Origin of the sequence: Parafannyhessea umbonata, assembly GCF_900111255.1 — a bacterium.
GTDB classification, from domain to species: Bacteria; Actinomycetota; Coriobacteriia; order Coriobacteriales; family Atopobiaceae; genus Olsenella_J; species Olsenella_J umbonata_A.
The window spans coordinates 485,354-504,704 of sequence record NZ_FOGP01000001.1 but is presented as its reverse complement, the minus strand read 5'-3'; the positions used below and the strand labels follow the sequence as shown (position 1 = coordinate 504,704).

At 66.1% G+C, this 19,351-nt stretch carries 17 protein-coding genes; 1 reads left to right on the top strand and 16 read right to left on the bottom strand.

Annotated elements, in window-relative coordinates; all coding sequences use genetic code 11:
* Positions 1 to 198: 198 nt before the first annotated feature.
* The 16 genes from BMY31_RS02145 to BMY31_RS02070 form a co-directional block, all read right to left on the bottom strand.
* Positions 199 to 1,323: a M24 family metallopeptidase gene (locus BMY31_RS02145; RefSeq protein ID WP_091007813.1), complete on the bottom strand. Its 1,125-nt coding sequence runs from the start codon at positions 1,321 to 1,323 to the stop codon at positions 199 to 201.
* Positions 1,324 to 1,368: 45 nt separating this feature from the next.
* Entirely contained in the window at positions 1,369 to 2,490 is a 1,122-nt protein-coding gene (locus tag BMY31_RS02140; RefSeq protein ID WP_091007812.1) for a 3-dehydroquinate synthase, read from the bottom strand.
* The gene (locus tag BMY31_RS02135) at positions 2,487 to 3,035 is read right to left on the bottom strand and encodes a shikimate kinase (protein WP_078686676.1); all 549 of its coding nucleotides are present in this window, start codon (positions 3,033 to 3,035) and stop codon (positions 2,487 to 2,489) included. Before BMY31_RS02135 ends, BMY31_RS02140 begins: the two co-directional genes overlap by 4 nt.
* A gap of 73 nt (positions 3,036 to 3,108) precedes the next feature.
* The gene (locus tag BMY31_RS02130) at positions 3,109 to 3,618 is read right to left on the bottom strand and encodes a YqeG family HAD IIIA-type phosphatase (protein WP_078686675.1); all 510 of its coding nucleotides are present in this window, start codon (positions 3,616 to 3,618) and stop codon (positions 3,109 to 3,111) included.
* Entirely contained in the window at positions 3,619 to 4,968 is a 1,350-nt protein-coding gene (gene mltG, locus BMY31_RS02125) for an endolytic transglycosylase MltG (protein ID WP_091007809.1), read from the bottom strand.
* A 9-nt stretch (positions 4,969 to 4,977) separates the two neighbouring features.
* On the bottom strand, positions 4,978 to 5,391 hold the full coding sequence (gene ruvX, locus BMY31_RS02120) for a Holliday junction resolvase RuvX (RefSeq protein ID WP_078686673.1): 414 nt from the start codon (positions 5,389 to 5,391) through the stop codon (positions 4,978 to 4,980).
* Between the two features lie 5 nt (positions 5,392 to 5,396).
* Positions 5,397 to 8,045, bottom strand: coding sequence for an alanine--tRNA ligase (alaS, locus tag BMY31_RS02115; RefSeq protein WP_091007806.1), 2,649 nt, complete (start codon positions 8,043 to 8,045; stop codon positions 5,397 to 5,399).
* Positions 8,046 to 8,175: 130 nt separating this feature from the next.
* Entirely contained in the window at positions 8,176 to 9,516 is a 1,341-nt protein-coding gene (locus BMY31_RS02110) for an AI-2E family transporter (protein ID WP_091007803.1), read from the bottom strand.
* 4 nt (positions 9,517 to 9,520) lie between these two features.
* A complete protein-coding gene (locus BMY31_RS02105; RefSeq protein WP_091008088.1) occupies positions 9,521 to 10,351 on the bottom strand; it encodes a SigB/SigF/SigG family RNA polymerase sigma factor in 831 nt (276 codons plus the stop codon).
* Entirely contained in the window at positions 10,344 to 10,712 is a 369-nt protein-coding gene (locus tag BMY31_RS02100) for an ATP-binding protein (RefSeq protein ID WP_078686669.1), read from the bottom strand. The genes BMY31_RS02105 and BMY31_RS02100 overlap by 8 nt, the downstream gene beginning before the upstream one ends.
* Positions 10,713 to 10,716: 4 nt before the next feature.
* Positions 10,717 to 11,265 carry a DUF948 domain-containing protein gene (locus BMY31_RS02095; RefSeq protein WP_143327735.1) on the bottom strand — a complete coding sequence of 183 codons (549 nt, stop codon included), beginning with the start codon at positions 11,263 to 11,265 and terminating at the stop codon, positions 10,717 to 10,719.
* 71 nt (positions 11,266 to 11,336) lie between these two features.
* Positions 11,337 to 12,740, bottom strand: a complete 1,404-nt coding sequence (locus tag BMY31_RS02090; RefSeq protein ID WP_078686666.1) for a replication-associated recombination protein A — start codon at positions 12,738 to 12,740, stop codon at positions 11,337 to 11,339.
* A gap of 8 nt (positions 12,741 to 12,748) precedes the next feature.
* A complete protein-coding gene (locus BMY31_RS02085) occupies positions 12,749 to 13,996 on the bottom strand; it encodes a deoxyguanosinetriphosphate triphosphohydrolase family protein (RefSeq protein WP_091007800.1) in 1,248 nt (415 codons plus the stop codon).
* A gap of 139 nt (positions 13,997 to 14,135) precedes the next feature.
* Complete coding sequence (locus BMY31_RS02080; protein ID WP_091007797.1) at positions 14,136 to 16,172, bottom strand: GNAT family N-acetyltransferase; 2,037 nt, start codon at positions 16,170 to 16,172, stop codon at positions 14,136 to 14,138.
* A gap of 199 nt (positions 16,173 to 16,371) precedes the next feature.
* Entirely contained in the window at positions 16,372 to 17,814 is a 1,443-nt protein-coding gene (locus tag BMY31_RS02075) for a 6-phospho-beta-glucosidase (RefSeq protein ID WP_091007795.1), read from the bottom strand.
* A gap of 129 nt (positions 17,815 to 17,943) precedes the next feature.
* Positions 17,944 to 18,915 carry a MurR/RpiR family transcriptional regulator gene (locus BMY31_RS02070; RefSeq protein WP_091007792.1) on the bottom strand — a complete coding sequence of 324 codons (972 nt, stop codon included), beginning with the start codon at positions 18,913 to 18,915 and terminating at the stop codon, positions 17,944 to 17,946.
* A gap of 249 nt (positions 18,916 to 19,164) precedes the next feature.
* Between BMY31_RS02070 and BMY31_RS09070 the strand changes: the two genes are divergently transcribed.
* Positions 19,165 to 19,350, top strand: coding sequence for a family 1 glycosylhydrolase (locus tag BMY31_RS09070; RefSeq protein WP_219334834.1), 186 nt, complete (start codon positions 19,165 to 19,167; stop codon positions 19,348 to 19,350).
* The last annotated feature ends 1 nt before the right edge of the window (position 19,351 follow it).

Below are 19,351 nucleotides of genomic sequence, written 5' to 3'. Positions count from 1 at the left end.
CGGGCGCACCGATAACTCTGTCAAAGTGCTTACCAATTCGTTTCGCTTTGGTCATATTTTGTTTTTCTTTGGTCACCTTTCGCGCCCAAGCGCTAGTCGACATCTCCAGGACGATCGGAACATGAAAAATCGGCCGGCAAGCGCCGACCGATTAGGCATTTGACAAAACAGCCGATACTACTTGTTCTAAATCGTGGACTAGCAGGGAATCACCCTCAGCTCGTGGGACGACTGCGTGAAGGGGTGATAGCCGTCCTCCCCCATGACGCCGAAGTCCTCGAGGCGAACGCCGAAGTTGCCGGGCAGGTAGATGCCGGGCTCGTCGGTGATGACGGCGCCCACGGGAATCTCCCTGTCATAGTTGCGGCCGAAGAAGGGCTTCTCGTGGATCTCGAGGCCGACGCCGTGACCTAGGCCATGCTTGAAGTAGTCGCCGTAGCCTGCCTCGGTGATGAGGCGAACAGCAAGGTTGTGGATGTCCTTGCCCTTGCAGCCGGGAACGGCGGCCTTGGCGCAGGCCTCGTTGACGCCGCGGACAATCTCATAGACCTTGCGCTGCTCCTCAGTCGGCTCGCCAAGGCAGACGGTCCTGGTCATGTCCGATCGGTAGTCGTGATAGCCCGCGCCGTAGTCCATGACGATCATGTCGCCCTTCTGGACCTTGCGCTCGCCAGGCTGCGCATGGGGGTTGGCGCCGTTGGGGCCGCTCGCGATGATGGTGCCGAAGGCAAGCGAGTCGGCACCGTGCTGGAACATGTAGTTCTCGAGCTCGACTTTGATCTCCATCTCGGTCACGCCCGGCTTGATGAAGCCGCAGATGTGCTCGAAGGCTGCGTCGGTGATGGTCTGCGCGTGGCGCATCAGCTCGATCTCTTCGGAGTCCTTGACGATGCGAAGCGAAGCGATGTCGCCATGCATGCGCGGGAGGAGGCAGGCGACCGAGCCCTTTGCGAGCTCGACGCCCAGGGCGTCGAAGAAGGCAAGGTCCATGGTGTCCTCGATGGCGACGACGCGAGAGCGCGTCTTGCTGACGCGCTCGGCCGCCCAGGAGGCGGGGTCAACGATCTCCATGTCAAGCTTCCAGGGCGTATTCTCGCCAAGGCGGTCGACGAAGGTGCCGAAGTAGCGGGAATCGGTGTGGAGCCAGAGCCCGTCCCTGGTGATGAACGCCGTGTGGGCCACCTCGTCGTCGAAGGTGCGCTCGGCTCCAGTGAGCCAGCGAAGGTCAGGGTTGTTCCTCAGGATGGCGGCGTCGTAGCCCCTCTCCTCCATGAGGGAGCGGAACCTCTCGACGCGAGCCGCGCAAGCTGCAGCATCAGCCATGTCTAAATACCTCGATTCTCTAGGTCGTATTGAGCCTCATATAGGTTAGTCCGCGCGGTGGGCCTCACACCATGCAGAGACGTGCTCATTCAAAAGTTCATCGTCTGCAGACGCGAGGCGCACGCGGCCGATGGCCTGAGGCACCGCGACGAAGAATCGGTTCGAGCGCTTGAACTGGTCGCCCTTGAGCGACTTGATGACCCGCTCGGGCTCGACGGAGGCCTCCACGAAGCCGAAGCCGAGCCTGTCGAGGAGCTCGTCCTGAGTAAGGACGTCATCCACCGAGAGCTTCCCCATGCCGCACGAGAGGCGCGCGGCGAACCGCAGGCCCTCGGCCATCAGGTCGGCGACGCTGACGCCGTCGTCAAGCAAGGGCCTAAGGCCACGCACAAAGTCGCGGCCGTAGGTGACTGACTGCTTGACCGCAAGCGCGGTCGACGAGACGAGGCGCCCACGGGTCTTGAGCGTGTCGACCGCCTGCTCCATCAGGACGTCGACGTCGCCCTCCATGATCTCGGGCGCCCTGTCCCAGAGACGCGAGAAGGACTTCTCGTTCTCAGCCGTGGCAGAGGAGGCCATGAGCGCGAGCGCAAGGCGCGTGCGCTCGTCCGAGAGGCCGCACTCCATGAGGTCGGGATCGCAGAGCAGGTAGCGGCAGAATGCGTTGGAGCGTGCCATGTCGTCGCTTTCCCCAACAGCGATGCCGCGCGGCGTGACGGCCACCTCCACCATGGCGTCGAGGTCGACGGGGATGGCGGCGAGGGGCACGCCGGCGCACCACAGAGAGCAGGCCTGGGCCGCGCAGCTGAGGCTGTCGACGCCTCCGATGGCCACGACGAGGTCGTCGGAAGTAACGCCCTTCTCGCCCAACCAAACCATGAGCTCGGAGACGAAGTCGAGCGTCCTGGCGTTGGCACCCGCCGCGAGCAGGCGCGCCTCGACCGCGAAGCCCGCGTCAGTCAGCTCCCGGCGGAGCAGCTCGCGACGCTCTTCGGAGACGCCATCCTCGCACAGGAGCGCGGCTACGCGCGGCTTGCCGACTGCCGTGCGCAGGATCGACCCGCAGGTCTCCACCACTCCGTGTCCCATGCGGACGTCGCATGATCCGCCCGGCGCCGAAACCCACTGCCTCGTGACCTGCGCCTCGAGGCCCTCTTCCTCGCTCATAGAAGTCCCTTCTCCCAAAGCAGCTGCCCTGCCTCGGTCATAACTTGGTCAAACGACTTGCCCCTGATATCAATGGAAAGGTCGCACTCGCGCTCGTAGAGCGGCCTGCGGTACGCGTAGAGGCGACGCGCGCAGTCGGCCGAAACGAAGTCGGGTCTAAGCTCAGGGTGCTGGATCTGCCGCAGGGAGTCCTCGACGTCGCCGTCCAGGAAGACCACGGTGCCCATCTCGTGCATCAGGGTGCAGCTCTCCGCACCCTCGACGATGCCGCCACCACAGCTCACTAGGAGAGACTTTCGATCCCTGAGCTTGCGCAGGGCCTGCGCCTCGCCCCTGCGAAACGCCTCCTCGCCGTCCTGCTCGAAGACCTCGCACACGGTCTTGCCCATGATGCGCTCCACCATGCGATCCGTGTCGACGAAGTCGCGATTGAACAGTCCCCCGAGGTTACGCGCGAGGGTCGACTTTCCCGCCCCGAGAAAGCCGACAAAGAAGATATGGTCGCAGCCCTCGTGGACCACGTACCCTGGCGTTGCAGTGTTCATGAGCAAAGACTCCGTACAGACAATCGAGTGTTCGCCCAAATTCTACCATCAACGGCAGAAGGACACGGGACCGCTATGCGCGAGGGATGCCCTCGTAGGTCTTCCCCCTCAGGACGAGGTTCTCGCCAAGCCTCATGATGTGGGTGTACCAGAGGTCGCGCCTCGACTGGGGCCTCACCAGTACCGTGCGGACACCGGCGGCGTTTCCGGCCACGACGTCGGTGAACACCTGATCGCCCACGAGAATCGCGTGCGCGGCGTCGCAGCGCTCGAGCTCTAGCGCGCGTCTCACCGCGAAGGGGGCGGGCTTCATCGCATGGTGGACGACCTCGCAGCCCAGCTCGCGGGCGGAGCGCTCGACCTGGCTCGAGTGGAAGTTGTTCGAAACGATGCAGGTCTTGATGCCCCGGGCGCGCACGTCCTCGAGCCAGCGAGCGATCTCGGGCGGCGCGACCTTGGCGTCGCGAGGGACGCAGGTGTTGTCGCGGTCCAGGAGGACGCAGCGCACTTCTCCCCTGACGAGGTCTTCGATGGGAATCTGGTCAATGCTCTCGAAGTATCGCCACGCGTCAAACAGTCCCATTTAGACCCCCTGGTCGGCCTGCGCCTTGGCGATGGCCTCCTGATGCTGATCGTACGTCTCGGAGAACGTGTGGTTGGAGTAGGAGCCGTTCTCGATGATGAGGAAGTAGTAGTAGTTGGTCGGACTCGGCGCCAGGGCCGCCTGGATCGAGTCGAGGCTCGGGCTGCAGATGGGCGTTGGAGTGAGCCCCTTGTGCAGATAGGTGTTGTAGGGACTGTCGACCTTGAGGTCGTCGGCCGTCACGTCTCCGCCGGTGACGTAGCCCATGGTCGCGTCGCTCTGGAGGCTCATGTCCGCCTTGAGGCGGTTGTAGATGACCGACGAGACGAGCGGGCGGTCGTCGCTGGTGACGGCTTCGCGCTCGATGATCGACGCCACCTTGAGCACGTCGTAGTCGCTCACGGTCACGCCGTAGCTACTGCTGAGCGAGGCCGCGGCATCGCTCATGTTGAGGGAGTGGACCTCAGCCTTGTACTGGTCGAGCATGGCCCGGATGACAGAGTCGGCCGAGACGTCCTTGCCGCTGAAGTCGTAGGTCTTGGGGTACAGGAAGCCCTCGAGCGAGTCGTCCTGCGCCTCGGAGAGGAACGGGTAGTCGTCCACGTAGTTGGAGGCCTTGGCCTGCGCCAGGAACTCATCGGAACTGATGCCCAGCTGCTTCTGGACGGCCTCGGCGGTCTTGGCGACGGTTAGCCCCTCTGCCACGGTGAGCCTGCCCTCGTCGGAGTTGGGACCCTCGCAGAGCTGCCTCACGATGCCCGAGATGTTTCCGCCCGCCATGAGCTTGTACGTGCCGGGCTTCATATTGGACTCGGCCCGCTGGGAATCAACCTCCTCGAGGAAGACCTTCTTGTCGTCGATGACGCCGGCCTCGAGCAGGATCTTGGCGATGGCGTTGGCGCCCGAGCCCTCGGGGATGGTGACGCTCACGTAGTCACCCTGGCTCACGCCCGACGAGGCGGAATCCTGCTCCCGTCCCAGGCGGGGCAGGACGAAGACGACCAGAGAGAGGGCGAGAAGGACAAGGGCGATGCCGGCGAGGGGAAGGCACGACCTGCGCCCGCAGCGACGCTGTTGGCCGCGCTGCCCGCGGTTCGTTCGGGAGGTGGTACGCGCGCTGTGGGACGAGACGCCCCTGGCCGCGTGTGGCTTCTGGGCACCCGTGCGCGATACGGGCTGGCGGCGCTCCTTGCGGGCGTCCGCGGCCTTACGATTGCCCGCGGCCTTGCGGGCGGGGGCGCCCTTGGCGCCACCCGCGGGCTTGGAGGCCTTGGCGGTGGCGTGCTCGCGCCTGGGGGTGGGCGCCACGCCCGCGAAGTGCGCGGCCCTGCGTGTTGGTTTGTCAGCCATTCGTCTCCCCTACTCCTTGTGAGCGTCCAGCCAGGCCTGGAGGAAGAGCGACGCCGCGATCATGTCGACCCGGCCTCGCATGCTCTTCTCGCTGTATCCCTCCTCGCGCAGGATGCGCTTGGCCTCCTGTGACGAGAGTCGCTCGTCAACGAACTCGACGGGAAGACCGAGGGTCTCTCCGATCTTGCGCCCCTGCTCCATAACCTTCTGGGCCTGCGGGCCGTCCTCGCCCGAGAGGGTCTTTGGGCGGCCGCAGACGAGCACGTCGGGCTCGTAGTCCTCGACGATGTACCTAAAGGAGCGGGCGCAGGAGAGGACCTCCTGCGCCGGCAGAACCTTCACCGGGGACGCAAGCGTGCCGGACAGATCGCTCGCGGCGATCCCGATGCGCGCGTCCCCTATGTCAAGAGCGAGGGCCCTCACCTGGACTAGGCTCCCAGCAGCTTCTTGGCCGCGTCGAGGGCGGCGTCGATGCCGGAGGCGTCCTGTCCGCCGGCCTGGGCCATGTTGGGTCTGCCGCCACCACGGCCACCGACCAGGCCGGAAATCTCCTTGATGACGGAACCGGCCGAGAAGCCCGCGCTCACGGCGCCGTCGGTGGCTGCCGCAAGCAGGCCGACCTTGCCGTCAGCGTCGGACGCGATGACGACCGCGCACTCGTCCTGGATCTTGTCACGGACGGTGTCCCAGACGTTGCGCAGGTCCTTGCCGCCGATGCCTTGGAGCTTGGCGACGACCAGCTTGTAGGAGCCCATGTCGACGGCGCCGGAGACGGCGTCGGCGACCTGGTTGGAGGAGCCGCCGACCATTGCGGCCTTGAGCTTCTTCTCGACAGCGGACTTCTCGTCCTTCAGCTGCTCGACGCGCTCGAGCACATCGGCCGGACGGCACTTGAGGGCCGCAGCGACCTCGTCCATCTGGGCGAGGCGCTCGTCGACGTACTGGATTGCGCCGGCGGCGGTGACGGCCTCGATGCGACGGGCGTTGGAGCCGACGGAGCTCTCGGAGACAATCTTGAAGAATCCGAGCTCGGCGGTATTGCGGGCATGGGTGCCACCGCAGAGCTCGCGCGAGAAGGGCGCGTCGCCGTCGCCGGTGGAGACCACGCGGACGGTGTCACCATACTTCTCGCCGAAGAGGGCGACCGCGCCGGAGGCCTTGGCCTCCTCGATGCCCATGACCTTGGTCACGATTGGCTCGGCCGCGAAGATGTGGGCGTTGACCATGCCCTCGACGCGGGCGACCTCCTCGGGCGTGACAGCCTCGAAGTGCGTGAAGTCGAAGCGGAGGCGCTCGGAGGTGACCAGGGAGCCGGCCTGCTTGACGTGGTCGCCCAGGACGGCCTTGAGGGCGGCGTCGAGCAGGTGGGTCGCGGTGTGGTTGCGGCGGATGAGCTCGCGGCGGCCGTGGTCGACCGAGGCGCTCACGACGTCGCCGAGGGCGAGGCTGCCCTCGGTGACCTCTGCCTCATGGGCCACGAAGCCGCCCTCGCGCATCTTGGCGTCGAGCACGCGGAGCTTGGCACCGTCGGCCGCGAGGGTGCCGGTGTCGCCCACCTGGCCGCCCATCTCGCCGTAGAAGCTGGTCTTGTCGAGCACGACCTCGACCTTCTGACCGGCCTCGACGCGCTCGGCCTCGACGCCGTCGACGACCAGCGCGACGACCTTGCAGCCATCGACGTCGTCGGAGTCATAGCCGCAGAACTCGGTCGAGGCGAGCTTGTCGGAGAGGGCCGCCCACACGTTGTTGGCCTTGCCCCAGGCGTCGCGGTTGGCGCTCTGACGCGCACGCTCCTTCTGCTCGGTCATGGCCTGGTCGAAGGCGTCCATGTCAACGCAGTGGCCGGCGGCCTCGGCGATCTCGCGCGTCAGGTCGATGGGGAAGCCGTAGGTGTCGTGGAGCTTGAAGGCGACCTCGCCGGAGAGCGTTGCGCCCTCGCCGAGCTTGTCGAGCTCGGCATCGAGCATGTTCTCGCCCGCGTTGAGCGTGGCGCCGAAGCGGCTCTCCTCCGCGGAGATGATGCCATCGATGAGGGACTGGTTCTCGACCAGAGCGGTGTACTGGTCGCCCAGGACCTCGGTGACCTCGTGGGCGTAGGTGGTCAGGAAGGCACCCTGGATGCCCAGAAGGCGTCCGTGGTAGACGGCGCGACGGAGCAGGCGGCGCAGGACGTAGCCGCGACCCTCGTTGGAGGGAAGGATGCCGTCGCCAATCATGAACGTGACCGCGCGGGAGTGGTCGGCCAGGATGCGAAGGCTCTTGTCGGTGCTGTCGCTCGAGGCGTGGTACTCGACGCCCGAGAGCTTCTCGCCTAGGGAGATGAGGGAGCGCATGACGTCGCCCTCGTAGTTGGAGCCCTTGTGCTGCATGATGGCCGCAATGCGCTCGAGACCCATGCCGGTGTCGATGTTGCGGTGCGGGAGGTCCGGCATGGAGCCGTCCTCCTGGCGGTCGTACTGCGTGAAGACGAGGTTCCAGAACTCGAGGTATCGGTCTCCGTCGTCGCCGGGGGCGTCACCCTCGAACTCGGGGCCCTGGTCGAAGTAGATCTCGGAGCAGGGGCCGCAGGGGCCGGTGGGGCCGGCTGCCCAGAAGTTGTCCTCCTCGCCCAGGCGGGAGATGTGGTCGTACTCGACGCCGTGGCTGTGCCACAGCTCGATAGCCTCGTCGTCGTTCTCGTAGACCGTCATGTACAGGCGGTCCTTGGGCAGGCCGAGGTGCTCGGGGCTCGTGATGAACTCGTACGCCCAGGCGATGGCGTCGGCCTTGCTGTAGCCGCCGAAGGAGAAGTTGCCGAGCATCTCGAAGAAGGAGAGGTGGCGCGCGTCGCCGATGTTGTCGATGTCGTTGGTGCGCAGGCACTTCTGGCAGGAGGTTGCGCCGATCTCCCTCATGGTCTTGGTGCCCTGGTAGTACTCCTTGAACTGGTTCATGCCGGCGTTGGCAAGAAGCAGGGATGGGTCCTCGGGGATGAGGGAGGACGAGGCGTAGAGCTTGCAGCCCTTCTCCTCGAAGAAGTGAAGGAAGTCAGCGCGGATCTCCGCGGTAGTCATCGTCTTGTAGTCAGTCGTGCTCATGATTCTCCTTGTAGTCTGCCTGATGGCGCACTTGCGCTAAACATCATACGTGTGGCCGCGTGCATGCGTAAGCTCAATTGCCCATAAGTCGAGCTTCTCCAATTAAATAATGCGGGGTGCGCGGCGCGGCCTAGTCGTCGGGGTCCCCTCTGCTCACCACGTCGTGCAGGGAAAGGACCAGAGTCTCGCCCAGGCTCGGATGCGCCCCCTCGGGCCTCTGGGCCGCGACGGGGTGCAGGTTGGCGTCGGAGGGGTCGACCAGACGCGTGTTCTGGAAGAACTTGTCGTCGTCCAGCGCGTCGTAGACCGGCTCGACGTTGCCCAGTTCGTCGTGGAACGGCGTGCTCCTGAATAGCGCGCCGTCGTAGGAGACGAGCTGGCGGCCGCTCTTGGACTCGAAGTAGTAGACGAAGACGCTGCGCAGCGCCGCCGTCATGGGAATCGCGATGGCCATACCCAGGATGCCGCCGAGGGCGTTGCCCACGATGAGGCCGACGAGGGAGAGCGCGGGGTGGACCTTGACCGCCGACTGCATGACGAGGGGAGAGATCACGTTGTCGGTCAGGTTCTGGATGACAAGGGCGGCAACGAGGGTCTCGAGCGCGAGCACGGGGCTCACGAAGAGGGCCAGCAGCGAGGCGATGGCGAGGGCCAGCCACGAGCCGATGACGGGGATGAAGTGCAGTAGCAGCGCCACGATCGCCATGAGGCCGGCGTAGGGATGGCCAATGAGGGCGAACGCAACGAACGAGAGGGCCCCACAGGCCAGCGAAGTGATGACGATGCCGCGCATGTAACCGCCCATCGAACGGCTCATGACGGCCAGCAGGACCGACAGGTCGCCACCCCTCTGAGGGCCGGCGATGGTCACGAGCTCGCGCACTATGACGGGATAGTCCTTGGCGAGCCAGTAGGCGACGATGACCCCCAGCGAGAACGTGACAAGGCCGCTGACGAAAGACGCCGCGCTGGTCATGACGCCGTCCGAGAGCGTCTTGGCAAGCTGGGACGCGGACCGCAGGCCTACGTCGGAAAGGGTCCCGACTGCCTGGTTGACGAAGTACTGGACCTCGGCGGTGCGGAGGTCGCCCAGGCTCGCCCAAAACTCGTTGATGGCGTCGCGCGCCTGCGTGACGTAACTCGGCACCAACTGCAGCACCTCGACGAGCTGCGCGACGAAGGGCGGCACCAGGAGCACGACCACGGCGGAGGTCACCAGGAGCACGACGAGAAGGGCGATGAGGGCCGCGACCCCGCGGCCCACTCCCCTGTCGTCGAGCCAGTTGGTGATGGGGCTGCAGATGAAGCCGAGCAGCACGCCGACGAGAAGGAGCTCAACGGCCGGCCATATGAGCCCGAGGGCCAGGACGACGAGCACGAACACGGCGGCGACGCCGATGAGGGCCCAGCTGCGCATGGCCAGGTACTTGGTCTTCTCCGTGCGCTCGGAGCGGTCGCGCTTCTCGTCCATGCCCCTACTTTCCCATGATTCCGTCGGGATCGATCTTTTCCTGGACCTTCTGGAGCGTCCTGCGCAGGAGCCTCGAGACCTGGACCTGGGAGATGCCGAGCTTCTTGGCGATCTCGACCTGGGTCATCCCCTCGAGGAAGCGCATGCGGATGATCTCCTGCTCGCGCGGGGAGAAGTCCCTGATGGTCTCCTCGAGGACCATGCGGTCATCGGAGGCCGCAAGGTCCTCGTCCTCGGTCACGTAGTGGTCGATGACCGACGGGGCCTCGTCGTCGCCCTGGCCGCCCGCCTCGAGCGGGACCGAGCTGTATGCGCTCGAGGACTCCATGGCCTCGAGGACCTCGTCGACGTTGGAGTCGAGGGCCTCGGCGATCTCCTCGACGGAGGGAGAGCGCTGGAGGTCCTTGGTGAGCTCGTCGGTCACCTGGTTGACCTTGCTGGACAATTCCTGCAGGCGGCGCGGTACGCGAACGGACCAGCCCTTGTCGCGGAAGTGACGCTTGATCTCCCCCATGATGGTGGGCGTGGCAAACGTGGTGAACTCGAGGCCTCGCGTGGTGTCGAAGCGGTCGATGGCTTTGATCAGGCCGATCGTGCCGACCTGCACGAGGTCGTCGAGGGGTTCCCCCCTGTTCTTGAACTTTGACGCAAGGAAGCGCACGAGGTTCAGGTGGCTCATGATGAGCTGCTCGCGTGCGTCCTCGTCGCCCTCCTCCTTGAAACGCCTGAAGAGCTCCCTGGTCCTGTCCTTGTCCCAGGCGAGCCTTCCCTTGGGCATCCGAGAGGAGAGGCGCCTGCGCGGCGACTTTTCCGCTGCGGACTCTTCGCTAGGCATGAACATCGCCAATCTGCTTCGTAAGGTGAAGGACTCCCTCGTCGGTCACGAGGAACTCGTCGCACACGGCACCGAGAAGGAGCTCGACAAGGCTCAGGTCCTCGCTGCCCTCGTCGACCTCCCCGTCACCCAGGGGCAGGTCGATCGAGATGACGCCGTCGGCGATGGCAAATGACACCTCGAGGGACTCGGGACGCGTGGAGCATCCGTAGACGAAGCCCTCCTCGGCGATCATCCTGAGGTCCTCGACGTCGTCGACGCTGAGGCCGCACAGGACGCCGAGGTTGGCGGCCGTCATTCGGACAAGCCGGGCGTACTTCGCCTCGGCCGGAACGCTGAGGCTGACGATCTGGTTCTGCATGCTGTTAGTCCTCGTCCTTCTCGTTCGTTTCCTCCTCGGCCTTGACCGGGGCGTAGGTGACGTATGCGGGGGACTCGGGGGCCGCGTGCTTGGGCTTGCCCTCGAGCTGCGGGGCGGACGCGCCCTCGATCTGGCGCTGCGCGTCAGCCGGCTCCTTGCCGGTGATCTTGTTGACCATGTTGCTCACAGAGCTCGCAGCCGAGCTCGCAACCTGGCTCACCGTCTCGGTCACGCCCGCGGCGGTGCCGGAGACGGAGGAGACGTCGGCGAGAATCTCGTTGAGCTGGCTGATGCTCACGCTGGCCCCGTCAAGGGCGACGTCGACCTTGGCGACGAGCGGGTCGGCCTGCTTGAGGGCCGGCTGGAGGTCGTCCATGGCCCCGTCGAGCTTCGAGATGATGGGCTGCACCTGCTCGATGGTGTCGTTTGCGGTCCGCGTGATCTCGTCAACCGAGCTGCGCGCCTTGCGAATGGTGAGGGCGAGCTCAACCACGGCCCAAACTGCGACCACGACGAGCACCATCAAAAGGATAGTCAGCGGATCTAGATTCATCGTAGTTCTGCCCTTCTCAAACGTTGTCGGCGCAGCGCACGCGGCGCCGCGCCTAGGTGACGTATGCCATTCTACCCATTCGCGCCTGGTTTGCCCGACGCGTCGCCGCCGGCGTCGGCGAACTCCGCACGGTCGCGCGCCGTGGACTCGACCCTCCAAGACTCCCAGCCACGGGGACTGGGCTTGTAGAACGCGCCGCGCTCGAGGCCCTCGGGCAGATAGCGCTGCTCGACCCAGCCCAGGGGGTAGTCGTGGGGATAGAGGTACTCGCCGTAGTCCTCGGAGCCCGGACGCGTGCGGTCGCGCAGGTAGCTGGGAACCTCGCGGCGCGGTCCCTTCCGGACCTCGGCCAGGGCCGAGTCGATGCCGGCCTCGGCGGCGTGGGACTTTGGGGCGAGCGCGATGTAGAGCGCCGCCTGGGCAAGGTTGATGCGGCACTCCGGGTAGCCAATCACCTCGGCGGACTTGAACGCGGCCTCCGCGACCAGCAGGGCCTGCGGGTCGGCATTGCCCACGTCCTCGGAGGCGTGAATCATGATGCGGCGGGCGATGTACTTTGGGTCCTCGCCGGCGTCGATCATGCGAGCGAGCCAGTACAGCGTGGCGTCGGGGTCGCTTCCTCGCATGGACTTGATGAACGCCGAGATGATGTCGTAGTGCATGTCACCCGACTTGTCGTAGGCCAGCCCGTGGCGCGGGTTCGCCTCGAGGACGTGCTCGGCCGTAATGGTGAGGGGCGCACTCGCCTCGTCCTCTCCCTCCCCGGAACCATCAGTCGCGTCGGAATCCCCCTCGACGGGAAGGGCCATCTGGCTCGCGAGCTCGAGCGAGGTGAGCGCGGCACGGCCGTCGCCGCCCGAGAGCGTGACGATGGCCTCGAGCGCGTCGTCCTCGAGCACGAAGCGCCCGGCGAGGCCAAACTCGTCGCCCAGCGCGCGGCGCACGAGCGTGCGGATGGACTCGTCGTCGAGAGGCCCCAGCTCGACGACGCGCGAGCGCGAGATGAGCGCCTGGTTGACCTCGAAGTACGGGTTCTCGGTCGTGGCGCCCACGAGGATGACCACGCGGTCCTCGACCGCATGCAGGAGTGCGTCCTGCTGGGAGCGGTTGAAGCGGTGGATCTCGTCCACGAACAGGATGGTGCGCCGGCCCGTGGTGAGCAGGCGCGACTCCGCGGCCTCGGTGGCCTGCCGCAGGTCCTTCACGGTTCCCGTGACGGCGGAAACCTCGACGAACTCGGCGTGGGTGGTGTTGGCGATGATTCGCGCGAGCGTCGTCTTACCCGTTCCCGCAGGTCCATAGAGAAGGACCGACGACAGCGTGTCGTGCTCTATCGCGCGACGCAGCCACGAGCCGGGCCCCACGGCCTTCTCCTGTCCCACGTACTCCTCGAGCGTGCGAGGCCTCATGCGGACGGCCAGCGGCGCGTTGAGCTTGCGCTTGTAGCGCTCTACCTCAGAGAAAAGAGTGTCCATGGATGCTCCTAACCGAAATAGCTGCGCTGCGGGAAGATTTCGCGCGCCTGGGGGAAAAGCCTCTCGCAGGCGGCGACGAAGTAATCGTCGCTCATGGCGGCGATGTAGTCCACGACCACCTGATCGGGGTCGTCCTCGACCTCGTACGAACGGCCGTAGTACGAGAGGTGGCGCTCGACGGGCAGAACGTGGTGACGGAAGACCGGGGCCTCCTCCCTACCCTCCCGGAGGTCGTCGAGCGAGCTCTGGTACAACGCCGAGAAGAGCTCGCGCACGGGGCCCGAGAAGTCACCGTCGACCTCGCTGGAACCGTAGATCTTCTGGTAGTTCTCGCGCTTGGCGCGGGCGAGCTCGCCAAAGCCCTCCTCGCTCATCTCGATGCGCGGCTTGCCGAAGCTGTTCTGGACGACGTCGGCCGAGAACGCCGAGAGCGCCCAGGCGTTGTAAGCCCCACCCAGGCCGTCGTCGAAGGCGTCCTCGTCGACCAGGTGAGCCCGGATGGCGTCCTGACGGTCCTTGCCAACGTAGGCGATGATGTCGGAGATCCTGACGACGCAGCCCTCGAGCGTCATCGGCCTGAGCCTCCTGATGGCCTCGGCGCCGGACTCCCAACAGCCGGCGACCACGCGATCGAAGGTGTCGAAGTCGTTGAGGCCGCTGGTCTCGAAGCGCTGCTGCTCGAACTCGCCGTTGTGGCAGATGACGCCGTCGAGTGTCTGGAGCGAGATGTTGCGTCCGTAGAGCACGTCGAGCGCGCGGACGGACTGGACGTTGTGGAAGAACCAGCGCCCGGTGCGCTCGTGGAACACGTCGTTGAGGAAGCGCTCGCCCGCGTGGCCGAAGGGCGTGTGGCCCACATCGTGGCCCAGGGCGATGGCGTCGATGAGGTCGAGGTTGAGGCCGAGCGCGGCCCCGATGTCGCGCGCCACGCGGCTGACGAGCTGCTCGTGAAGTCCCCTGCGTGTGAGGTCGTCGTTGGCTCTGAACGAGAAGACCTGGGTCTTTCCGTTGAGACGGTTATAGGCGGGGGTATGGAGGATCTTCTCGCAGTCGCGGACGAAGGCGGGGCGAATCGAGGTGTCGCGATCCCTCTCGGCGACGTCGCGGCGGATGACCGCCGAATTCTTGCAGGCATACGGGCTCATGCGACCCTCGCTGCGCAGCGCGCGGACGCGCTCGTCGCACTCGGGGGTGAGCATGCCCGTCAGGTGGGGCGCGAGCTCATTGGCCGAGCGCGGGGCAAAGCTCTGTGACATGTGAGGCCTTTCTCGAAGTGTTTTCATCGCTAGCCTACACCATGGCGCGGACGCAAAAGCCCCGTGCGGACAATGCGCACGGGGCGGGCCCAACGATGATTTGCCCCCGATGCGGTCCCACGTCCCGGTCGGGACGGCGCTAGCGGGCGGAGCCCCCGGACGGGGCGGTGCCCATCAGGAAGGTCGGCACGCTCCCGCGCGGCGGCTCGGGCTCGGACGCCAAGAGGAAGCACTGCTCGTTGGAGGGAGTGACCTTGAAGCCGAGCTTCTTCTGCAGCCTGACGGAGGCACGGTGGTCGGGATAGACCTCGCACCAGGGCACGTCTCCGCGGTCGAGCACCTGGTTGATCTTGGCGACCTCGAGCGCCTCGCCCCATCCCTGGCGACGGTGGTCGGGAAAGACCGTAAGCATGCCAATGGAGCCGACGTCATGCTCGCCGACGAAGCCCACGAGCTCGGCAACCTCTCCCCCCTCTCCCTTGCGCAGCTCGAAGGCGCCCAGGAAGCGCCCCTCGTCGAGCATGCGAGAAAGGTCGGCGTCGCTCAGGTAGGAGGAGTTCTCGTAGCGGTCGCGGATGGCCGTCGCGAAGCTGCGGTCGAGGGGCCGGATCTCGCGGCGGACGCCCTCGTCCCGTGCGAACTTCACCCGGGCCTTGCCGGAGGCCTTGGCGCGCGGACCCGGGGCTGCGGGCGCCGTCGGAGCCAGGTCGAACAGGGAGGGCGCGACGGCCTCGTTCTTCTCCCAGAGGGCAAGGTGGTACGGGACGACCTTGGTGAGCCCGTGCGCGAGCTCGACCTCGCGCACGAGGGAGGGCTCGAGGACGTCGACGACGCCGGGCTCGACCAGGGCCTTGACCACTGCCGCGCCCACCTTCTGGTCGTCGGCCCAGAGCAGCTGCATGCCGCCGGCGTCCCTCATGAGGACGCAGCCGTCCTGGGCCAGCACGATGTCACCCTTGCCGCGGCGCGCGAGCTCGAGCGCGGGGAACGCCCTTCGCGGCGCGCCAGCGAGGATCTCGAGCGCGCGGGCGCGCCGCCCCTCGTCGCTGCCGCGGTGCGCGCACATGCATAGGTATAGACGCTCGGCAATCTGGGCCGAGCCCTCGGGGTTCGGGTGCTCGAAGCCGTCGGCCATAAGCGTGGACTTGGGGTCGAGCAGGCGCGCGCCGTCGACGAGCGTCATCTGGTCGTGGGGCGCAGTGTGCGCGCTGAGGAACACGCCGACGCTCGAGTAGCAGCTCAGGCGGTGCGAGGGATAGGCGGCCTCGTCGTGCCAGAGCGGCGTGAGCACGTAGGTGGGAACCTCCGGCCACAGGCGGGAGAGCTCCAGCAGGTAGCTGCGGATGTCACGCGAGACCAGGCGCTCGCGGCAGGGCTCGTAGCGGTAGTTCGCACCCAGCTCGACCACGATGCGGACGGGGCTGATGGAGCGGGCGAGCCCGAAGAGCGAGCCGGGCTGGAACACCTGGCCACCGATGCCCTGGTTGACCAGGTCGAGCCCCAGCCTCTGCGCGAGCAGCGACGGCCAGCCCAGCGCGGGGTCGTCGCAGACGAAGCCCTGCGCGATGGAGTCGCCCAGCACCAGGAGCTGCTCCCTCTGGGCGACGGGTTCGATGATCGACCCGTTGCCCACGACGGAGCGCACGGCACAGCCCCTCAGGCAGGGAAGCCAGATGCGCACGTGGTGCGTCTCGCCCATGCCGGGAAGCTGCATGATGCCGCCGAGCGGGGCAGCTTCAGGATCGTCGAGGTCGAAGACCACGTAGCCGTCGCCCTCCCGGGGAAGGCGGGCTGCGAGGTGACGGCCGTCCACGTCGCAGGACAGCCCGTCGTGCGGGAGGGCGCGCCCCTCTCCCCTGCCGTCGACGTAGTCGAGGACGGCACGCGTGCCCGTAGGCTCCGCATCAGGCTTGACCTCGAGGGCGACCTCGGAGGAGTCGGTGGTGAACTCGACGCAGATGCCCGAGGTGGCGCGGCCCATCTGGCGGAAGAGCCCCGGGTGCCACGCCTGGCAGCTGCCGAGGGCGCGCATCTGCTCTGCCGAGAGGCGCCACGGCCGGCACCAGCCGCCCTGCTCCGACTCGACGCGCACGGCGCCGTGCAGGAGTGCGCTGGCGTCCCTGCGGACGAGCATGCTGTCGGGAGACTTCTCCCCTATGAGTTCGCGAAGGCCCATCGACGATTCTCCGATTTATCAACATTTGTGTCTTAGGCATCCCTATTCTGCCATGGGCGCGGGACGCGTGGGAGAAAAAGTCGAATATGTCTACGCTCGCCGGCACGCAGCGGGCGCCGGGCGAGAGAGACGCGGCGGCACAGGGGGGTGTCCTCCAATGCGAGGGGACGCCCGTCGTCACTCTTTGCTTTGGCCCGAGCTAGTCCAGGTCGGCGCCGTTGGTCGCAATGACCTTCTTGTACCAGCCGAAGCTCTTCTTGGGATAGCGCTCGAGCGAGCCCTTGCCGGCGTCGTCGCGATCGACGTAGACGAAGCCGTAGCGCTTGCTCATCTCGCCGGTTGAGGCAGAGACCAGGTCGATGGGGCCCCAGGTGGTGTAGCCCCAGAGCTCGACACCGTCGTAGGTGATGGCGTCGTCCATCTCCTTGATGTGCGAGCGCAGGTAGTCGATGCGATAGTCGTCAATCACGGTCTTGCCGCCGTTGCCGTCGTCCACCAGCTCGTCCTTGGCGCCCAGGCCGTTCTCGACGACGAAGAGCGGCTTCTGGTAGCGCTCGTACAGCGAGTTGAGCGTGATGCGCAGGCCCGTCGGGTCGATCTGCCAGCCCCACTCGCTCGCCTTGAGGTACGGGTTCTTCACGCTGGCGAACACGTTGCCCGATGTCTGCCCGCCCATCTCGTCCCTGTGGGTCGTTGCGCAGCGGCTCGAGTAGTACGAGAACGAGATGAAGTCCACGGTGTTCTGAGCCAGGATCTCGCGGTCGCCCTCCTGCCAGGGAATGTCAATTCCCTCTCGCTCCATGAACTTGAGGGCGTAGGCGGGATACGCGCCGCGGGCCTGGACGTCGGTGAAGAAGTAGTTCTCGTTGTCTCGGCGCATCGCCTCGAGCACGTCGGCGGGGTCGGGGGTTAGCGGGTAGAAGCGACCTCCCGCGAGCATGCAGCCGACCCTGTTCTGCGGGTCGACCTCGTGGGCAATCTTAGTTGCCCAGGCGCTCGCCACCAGCTCGTGGTGGGCGGCGCGGTACTTGGACGCGGTCTGGTCCTCGCCCTCGTCGAACGTGAGCCCCGCTCCCATGAACGGGAGCGCAAGGATCATGTTGATCTCGTTGAAGGTCAGCCAGTAGCGGACGAGACCCTTGTAGCGCTCGAACAGCACGGCAACCAGGCGCTTGTACAGCTCGACGAGCTTGCGGTTCTTCCAGCCGCCGTACTCCTGGATCAGGTGCATGGGGCAGTCGAAGTGCGTGATGGTCACGAGCGGCTCGATGCCCCACTTGCGGCACTCCTTGAAGACGTCCTCGTAGAAGCGCAGGCCCTCCTCGTTGGGCTCGGCGTCGTCGCCGTTGGGGAAGATGCGCGTCCAGGCGATGGACATGCGATAGGTCTTGAAGCCCATCTTCCCGTAGAGCGCGATGTCCTCCTTCCACCGGTGGTAGAAGTCGACGCCCTCCAGCGCCGGGAAGTAGTGCTCCGAGTCGACCTGGCTTATGTGCTTGAGGCCCAGCATGACGGGGAAGCGGTCCTCGCCATGGGGACACACGTCGACGTTGGCCAGGCCGCGCCCGCCCTGGTCGTATCCGCCCTCGCACTGGTTGGCTGCCGTGGCGCCGCCCCACATGAATCCCTCGGGAAATGCCATTGATCCTCCTTCCGGCGCGCCAAAAGGCGCGCAGATAGCTTCCTTTCGGGAGAAGAGCATAGCGTCCGCGGTCCCCACAGCGCGTTCCAAGCTGTTCCCACTGCGCAGCGCGCGGGCAAAGGCGCCGGCCTACTCCGGCAGCACGTCCTTCACCTGGAGCTTGCGCTCGATCGCAACCACCTTCGAGAGCTTCCGTCGCACGTTGGCGTCATAGTGCGCGGCAAAGCAGCGCGAGAACAGCGCGTCGAGCACCAGGTTGGTGGCACGCTCGCCGTAGAAGCTGGCGATCTTGCTCACGAAGTGCTCCCGGGGCCGGAAGGTCAGCGCACAGTCGACGTTGCGCCGCAGCCAGTTGTTGCCGGAGTTCGTGACGCCGATGGTCGGGACGTGGCGCTCGCGCAGGTCCTCGACGTAGGACGAGGGCGGCCTCTGGTTGCTCAGGCCGGAGTACGAGACGATCACGGCACAGCCGCCGGGACCCAGCCCCTTGGCCACCAAGGGGGCCTCCTCCCTGCGCGGAACGACGCAGTCGATGCCGATCTGCCTCAGTTTGTAGGCGAAGAGCTGGCCCTGGAAGTAGTTCTGCTCGATGCCGAAGAACGCGACGTCGTCAGCTTCCAGCACGTACCGCGCCGCCTCGTCCAGCGTCGCGACGTCGAGGCTCTGGGAGGCCTCGTAGATGGCCTGCTGCTCCAGGGAGGCAATGGCGCGCACCGTACCGGTGGCGCTCGTGTCCCCCTTGAAGGGGAAGTTCGGGTCTACGTTGGGCCAGATGGAGCTCGCCTCCTCGTGGTCGCGAGCCTCCTGCGCGAACGCCTCGCTGAAGTCGGTCCAGCCCGAAAAGCCCAACGCCTGCGCAAAGCGCACCAGAGAGGGCTTCGAGGTGAAGCTGAGCTGCGCCACCTCTCCCATGGCGAGGCTCGAGACACCGGACCCCTCGTTCAGGAGGAACTGGGCGATCGACTTCTTCGACCCGGAACGTCCCTGCGAGACGCGACGGACCTCGTCGACCAGCCCGCCCGTCGGGCGTTCGGCACCTCCGGGGTTTCCCGCGCCCCTCGGCCCCCACCCCGTCTTGTCGTGCTCCTCGCTTCGTGGCATGAGCCTCCTCCCGCCGGGGCTAGCAATGACACGCACCTCAGCAAGAAACGCCAAATCGTTTCAGGTTGTTTCAGCAGCAGCGTATCACCAACCGCTCGCCTATTCGTCCTGCACGCCGTTAAATTAACCATAGCGCTCCGTTTCGTTGCATTTCGCATATATTCAAAGACGTTGAGGCGAGGGGGTCTTGTCGATTATGGAACATGAAGATGTTCCGCAACCGATTCGGACAGAGTGAAAGGGAAAGGCATGGCACGGCACGAGAGCATGCTCCCCAAGGGCTTCCTCTGGGGCGGGGCAACGGCGGCCAACCAGTTCGAGGGCGCCTACGACGCGGACGGCAAGGGTCTCTCGGTGCCCGACGTCATCACCGGGGGAACCGTCGACACCCCGCGCCACATCACGCCCGAAGGCGTGAGGGAGGACGTCTGCTAAC

What these genes read in the sequence shown, in the direction of transcription:
- BMY31_RS02145 (WP_091007813.1), bottom strand. Translation starts at nt 1,323, where the DNA reads ATGGCTGATGCTGCAGCTTGCGCGGCTCGCGTCGAGAGGTTCCGCTCC.
- BMY31_RS02140 (WP_091007812.1), bottom strand. Translation starts at nt 2,490, where the DNA reads ATGAGCGAGGAAGAGGGCCTCGAGGCGCAGGTCACGAGGCAGTGGGTT.
- BMY31_RS02135 (WP_078686676.1), bottom strand. Translation starts at nt 3,035, where the DNA reads ATGAACACTGCAACGCCAGGGTACGTGGTCCACGAGGGCTGCGACCAT.
- BMY31_RS02130 (WP_078686675.1), bottom strand. Translation starts at nt 3,618, where the DNA reads ATGGGACTGTTTGACGCGTGGCGATACTTCGAGAGCATTGACCAGATT.
- mltG (WP_091007809.1), bottom strand. Translation starts at nt 4,968, where the DNA reads ATGGCTGACAAACCAACACGCAGGGCCGCGCACTTCGCGGGCGTGGCG.
- alaS (WP_091007806.1), bottom strand. Translation starts at nt 8,045, where the DNA reads ATGAGCACGACTGACTACAAGACGATGACTACCGCGGAGATCCGCGCT.
- BMY31_RS02110 (WP_091007803.1), bottom strand. Translation starts at nt 9,516, where the DNA reads ATGGACGAGAAGCGCGACCGCTCCGAGCGCACGGAGAAGACCAAGTAC.
- BMY31_RS02105 (WP_091008088.1), bottom strand. Translation starts at nt 10,351, where the DNA reads ATGCCTAGCGAAGAGTCCGCAGCGGAAAAGTCGCCGCGCAGGCGCCTC.
- BMY31_RS02100 (WP_078686669.1), bottom strand. Translation starts at nt 10,712, where the DNA reads ATGCAGAACCAGATCGTCAGCCTCAGCGTTCCGGCCGAGGCGAAGTAC.
- BMY31_RS02095 (WP_143327735.1), bottom strand. Translation starts at nt 11,265, where the DNA reads ATGAATCTAGATCCGCTGACTATCCTTTTGATGGTGCTCGTCGTGGTC.
- BMY31_RS02090 (WP_078686666.1), bottom strand. Translation starts at nt 12,740, where the DNA reads ATGGACACTCTTTTCTCTGAGGTAGAGCGCTACAAGCGCAAGCTCAAC.
- BMY31_RS02085 (WP_091007800.1), bottom strand. Translation starts at nt 13,996, where the DNA reads ATGTCACAGAGCTTTGCCCCGCGCTCGGCCAATGAGCTCGCGCCCCAC.
- BMY31_RS02080 (WP_091007797.1), bottom strand. Translation starts at nt 16,172, where the DNA reads ATGGGCCTTCGCGAACTCATAGGGGAGAAGTCTCCCGACAGCATGCTC.
- BMY31_RS02075 (WP_091007795.1), bottom strand. Translation starts at nt 17,814, where the DNA reads ATGGCATTTCCCGAGGGATTCATGTGGGGCGGCGCCACGGCAGCCAAC.
- BMY31_RS02070 (WP_091007792.1), bottom strand. Translation starts at nt 18,915, where the DNA reads ATGCCACGAAGCGAGGAGCACGACAAGACGGGGTGGGGGCCGAGGGGC.
- BMY31_RS09070 (WP_219334834.1), top strand. Translation starts at nt 19,165, where the DNA reads ATGGCACGGCACGAGAGCATGCTCCCCAAGGGCTTCCTCTGGGGCGGG.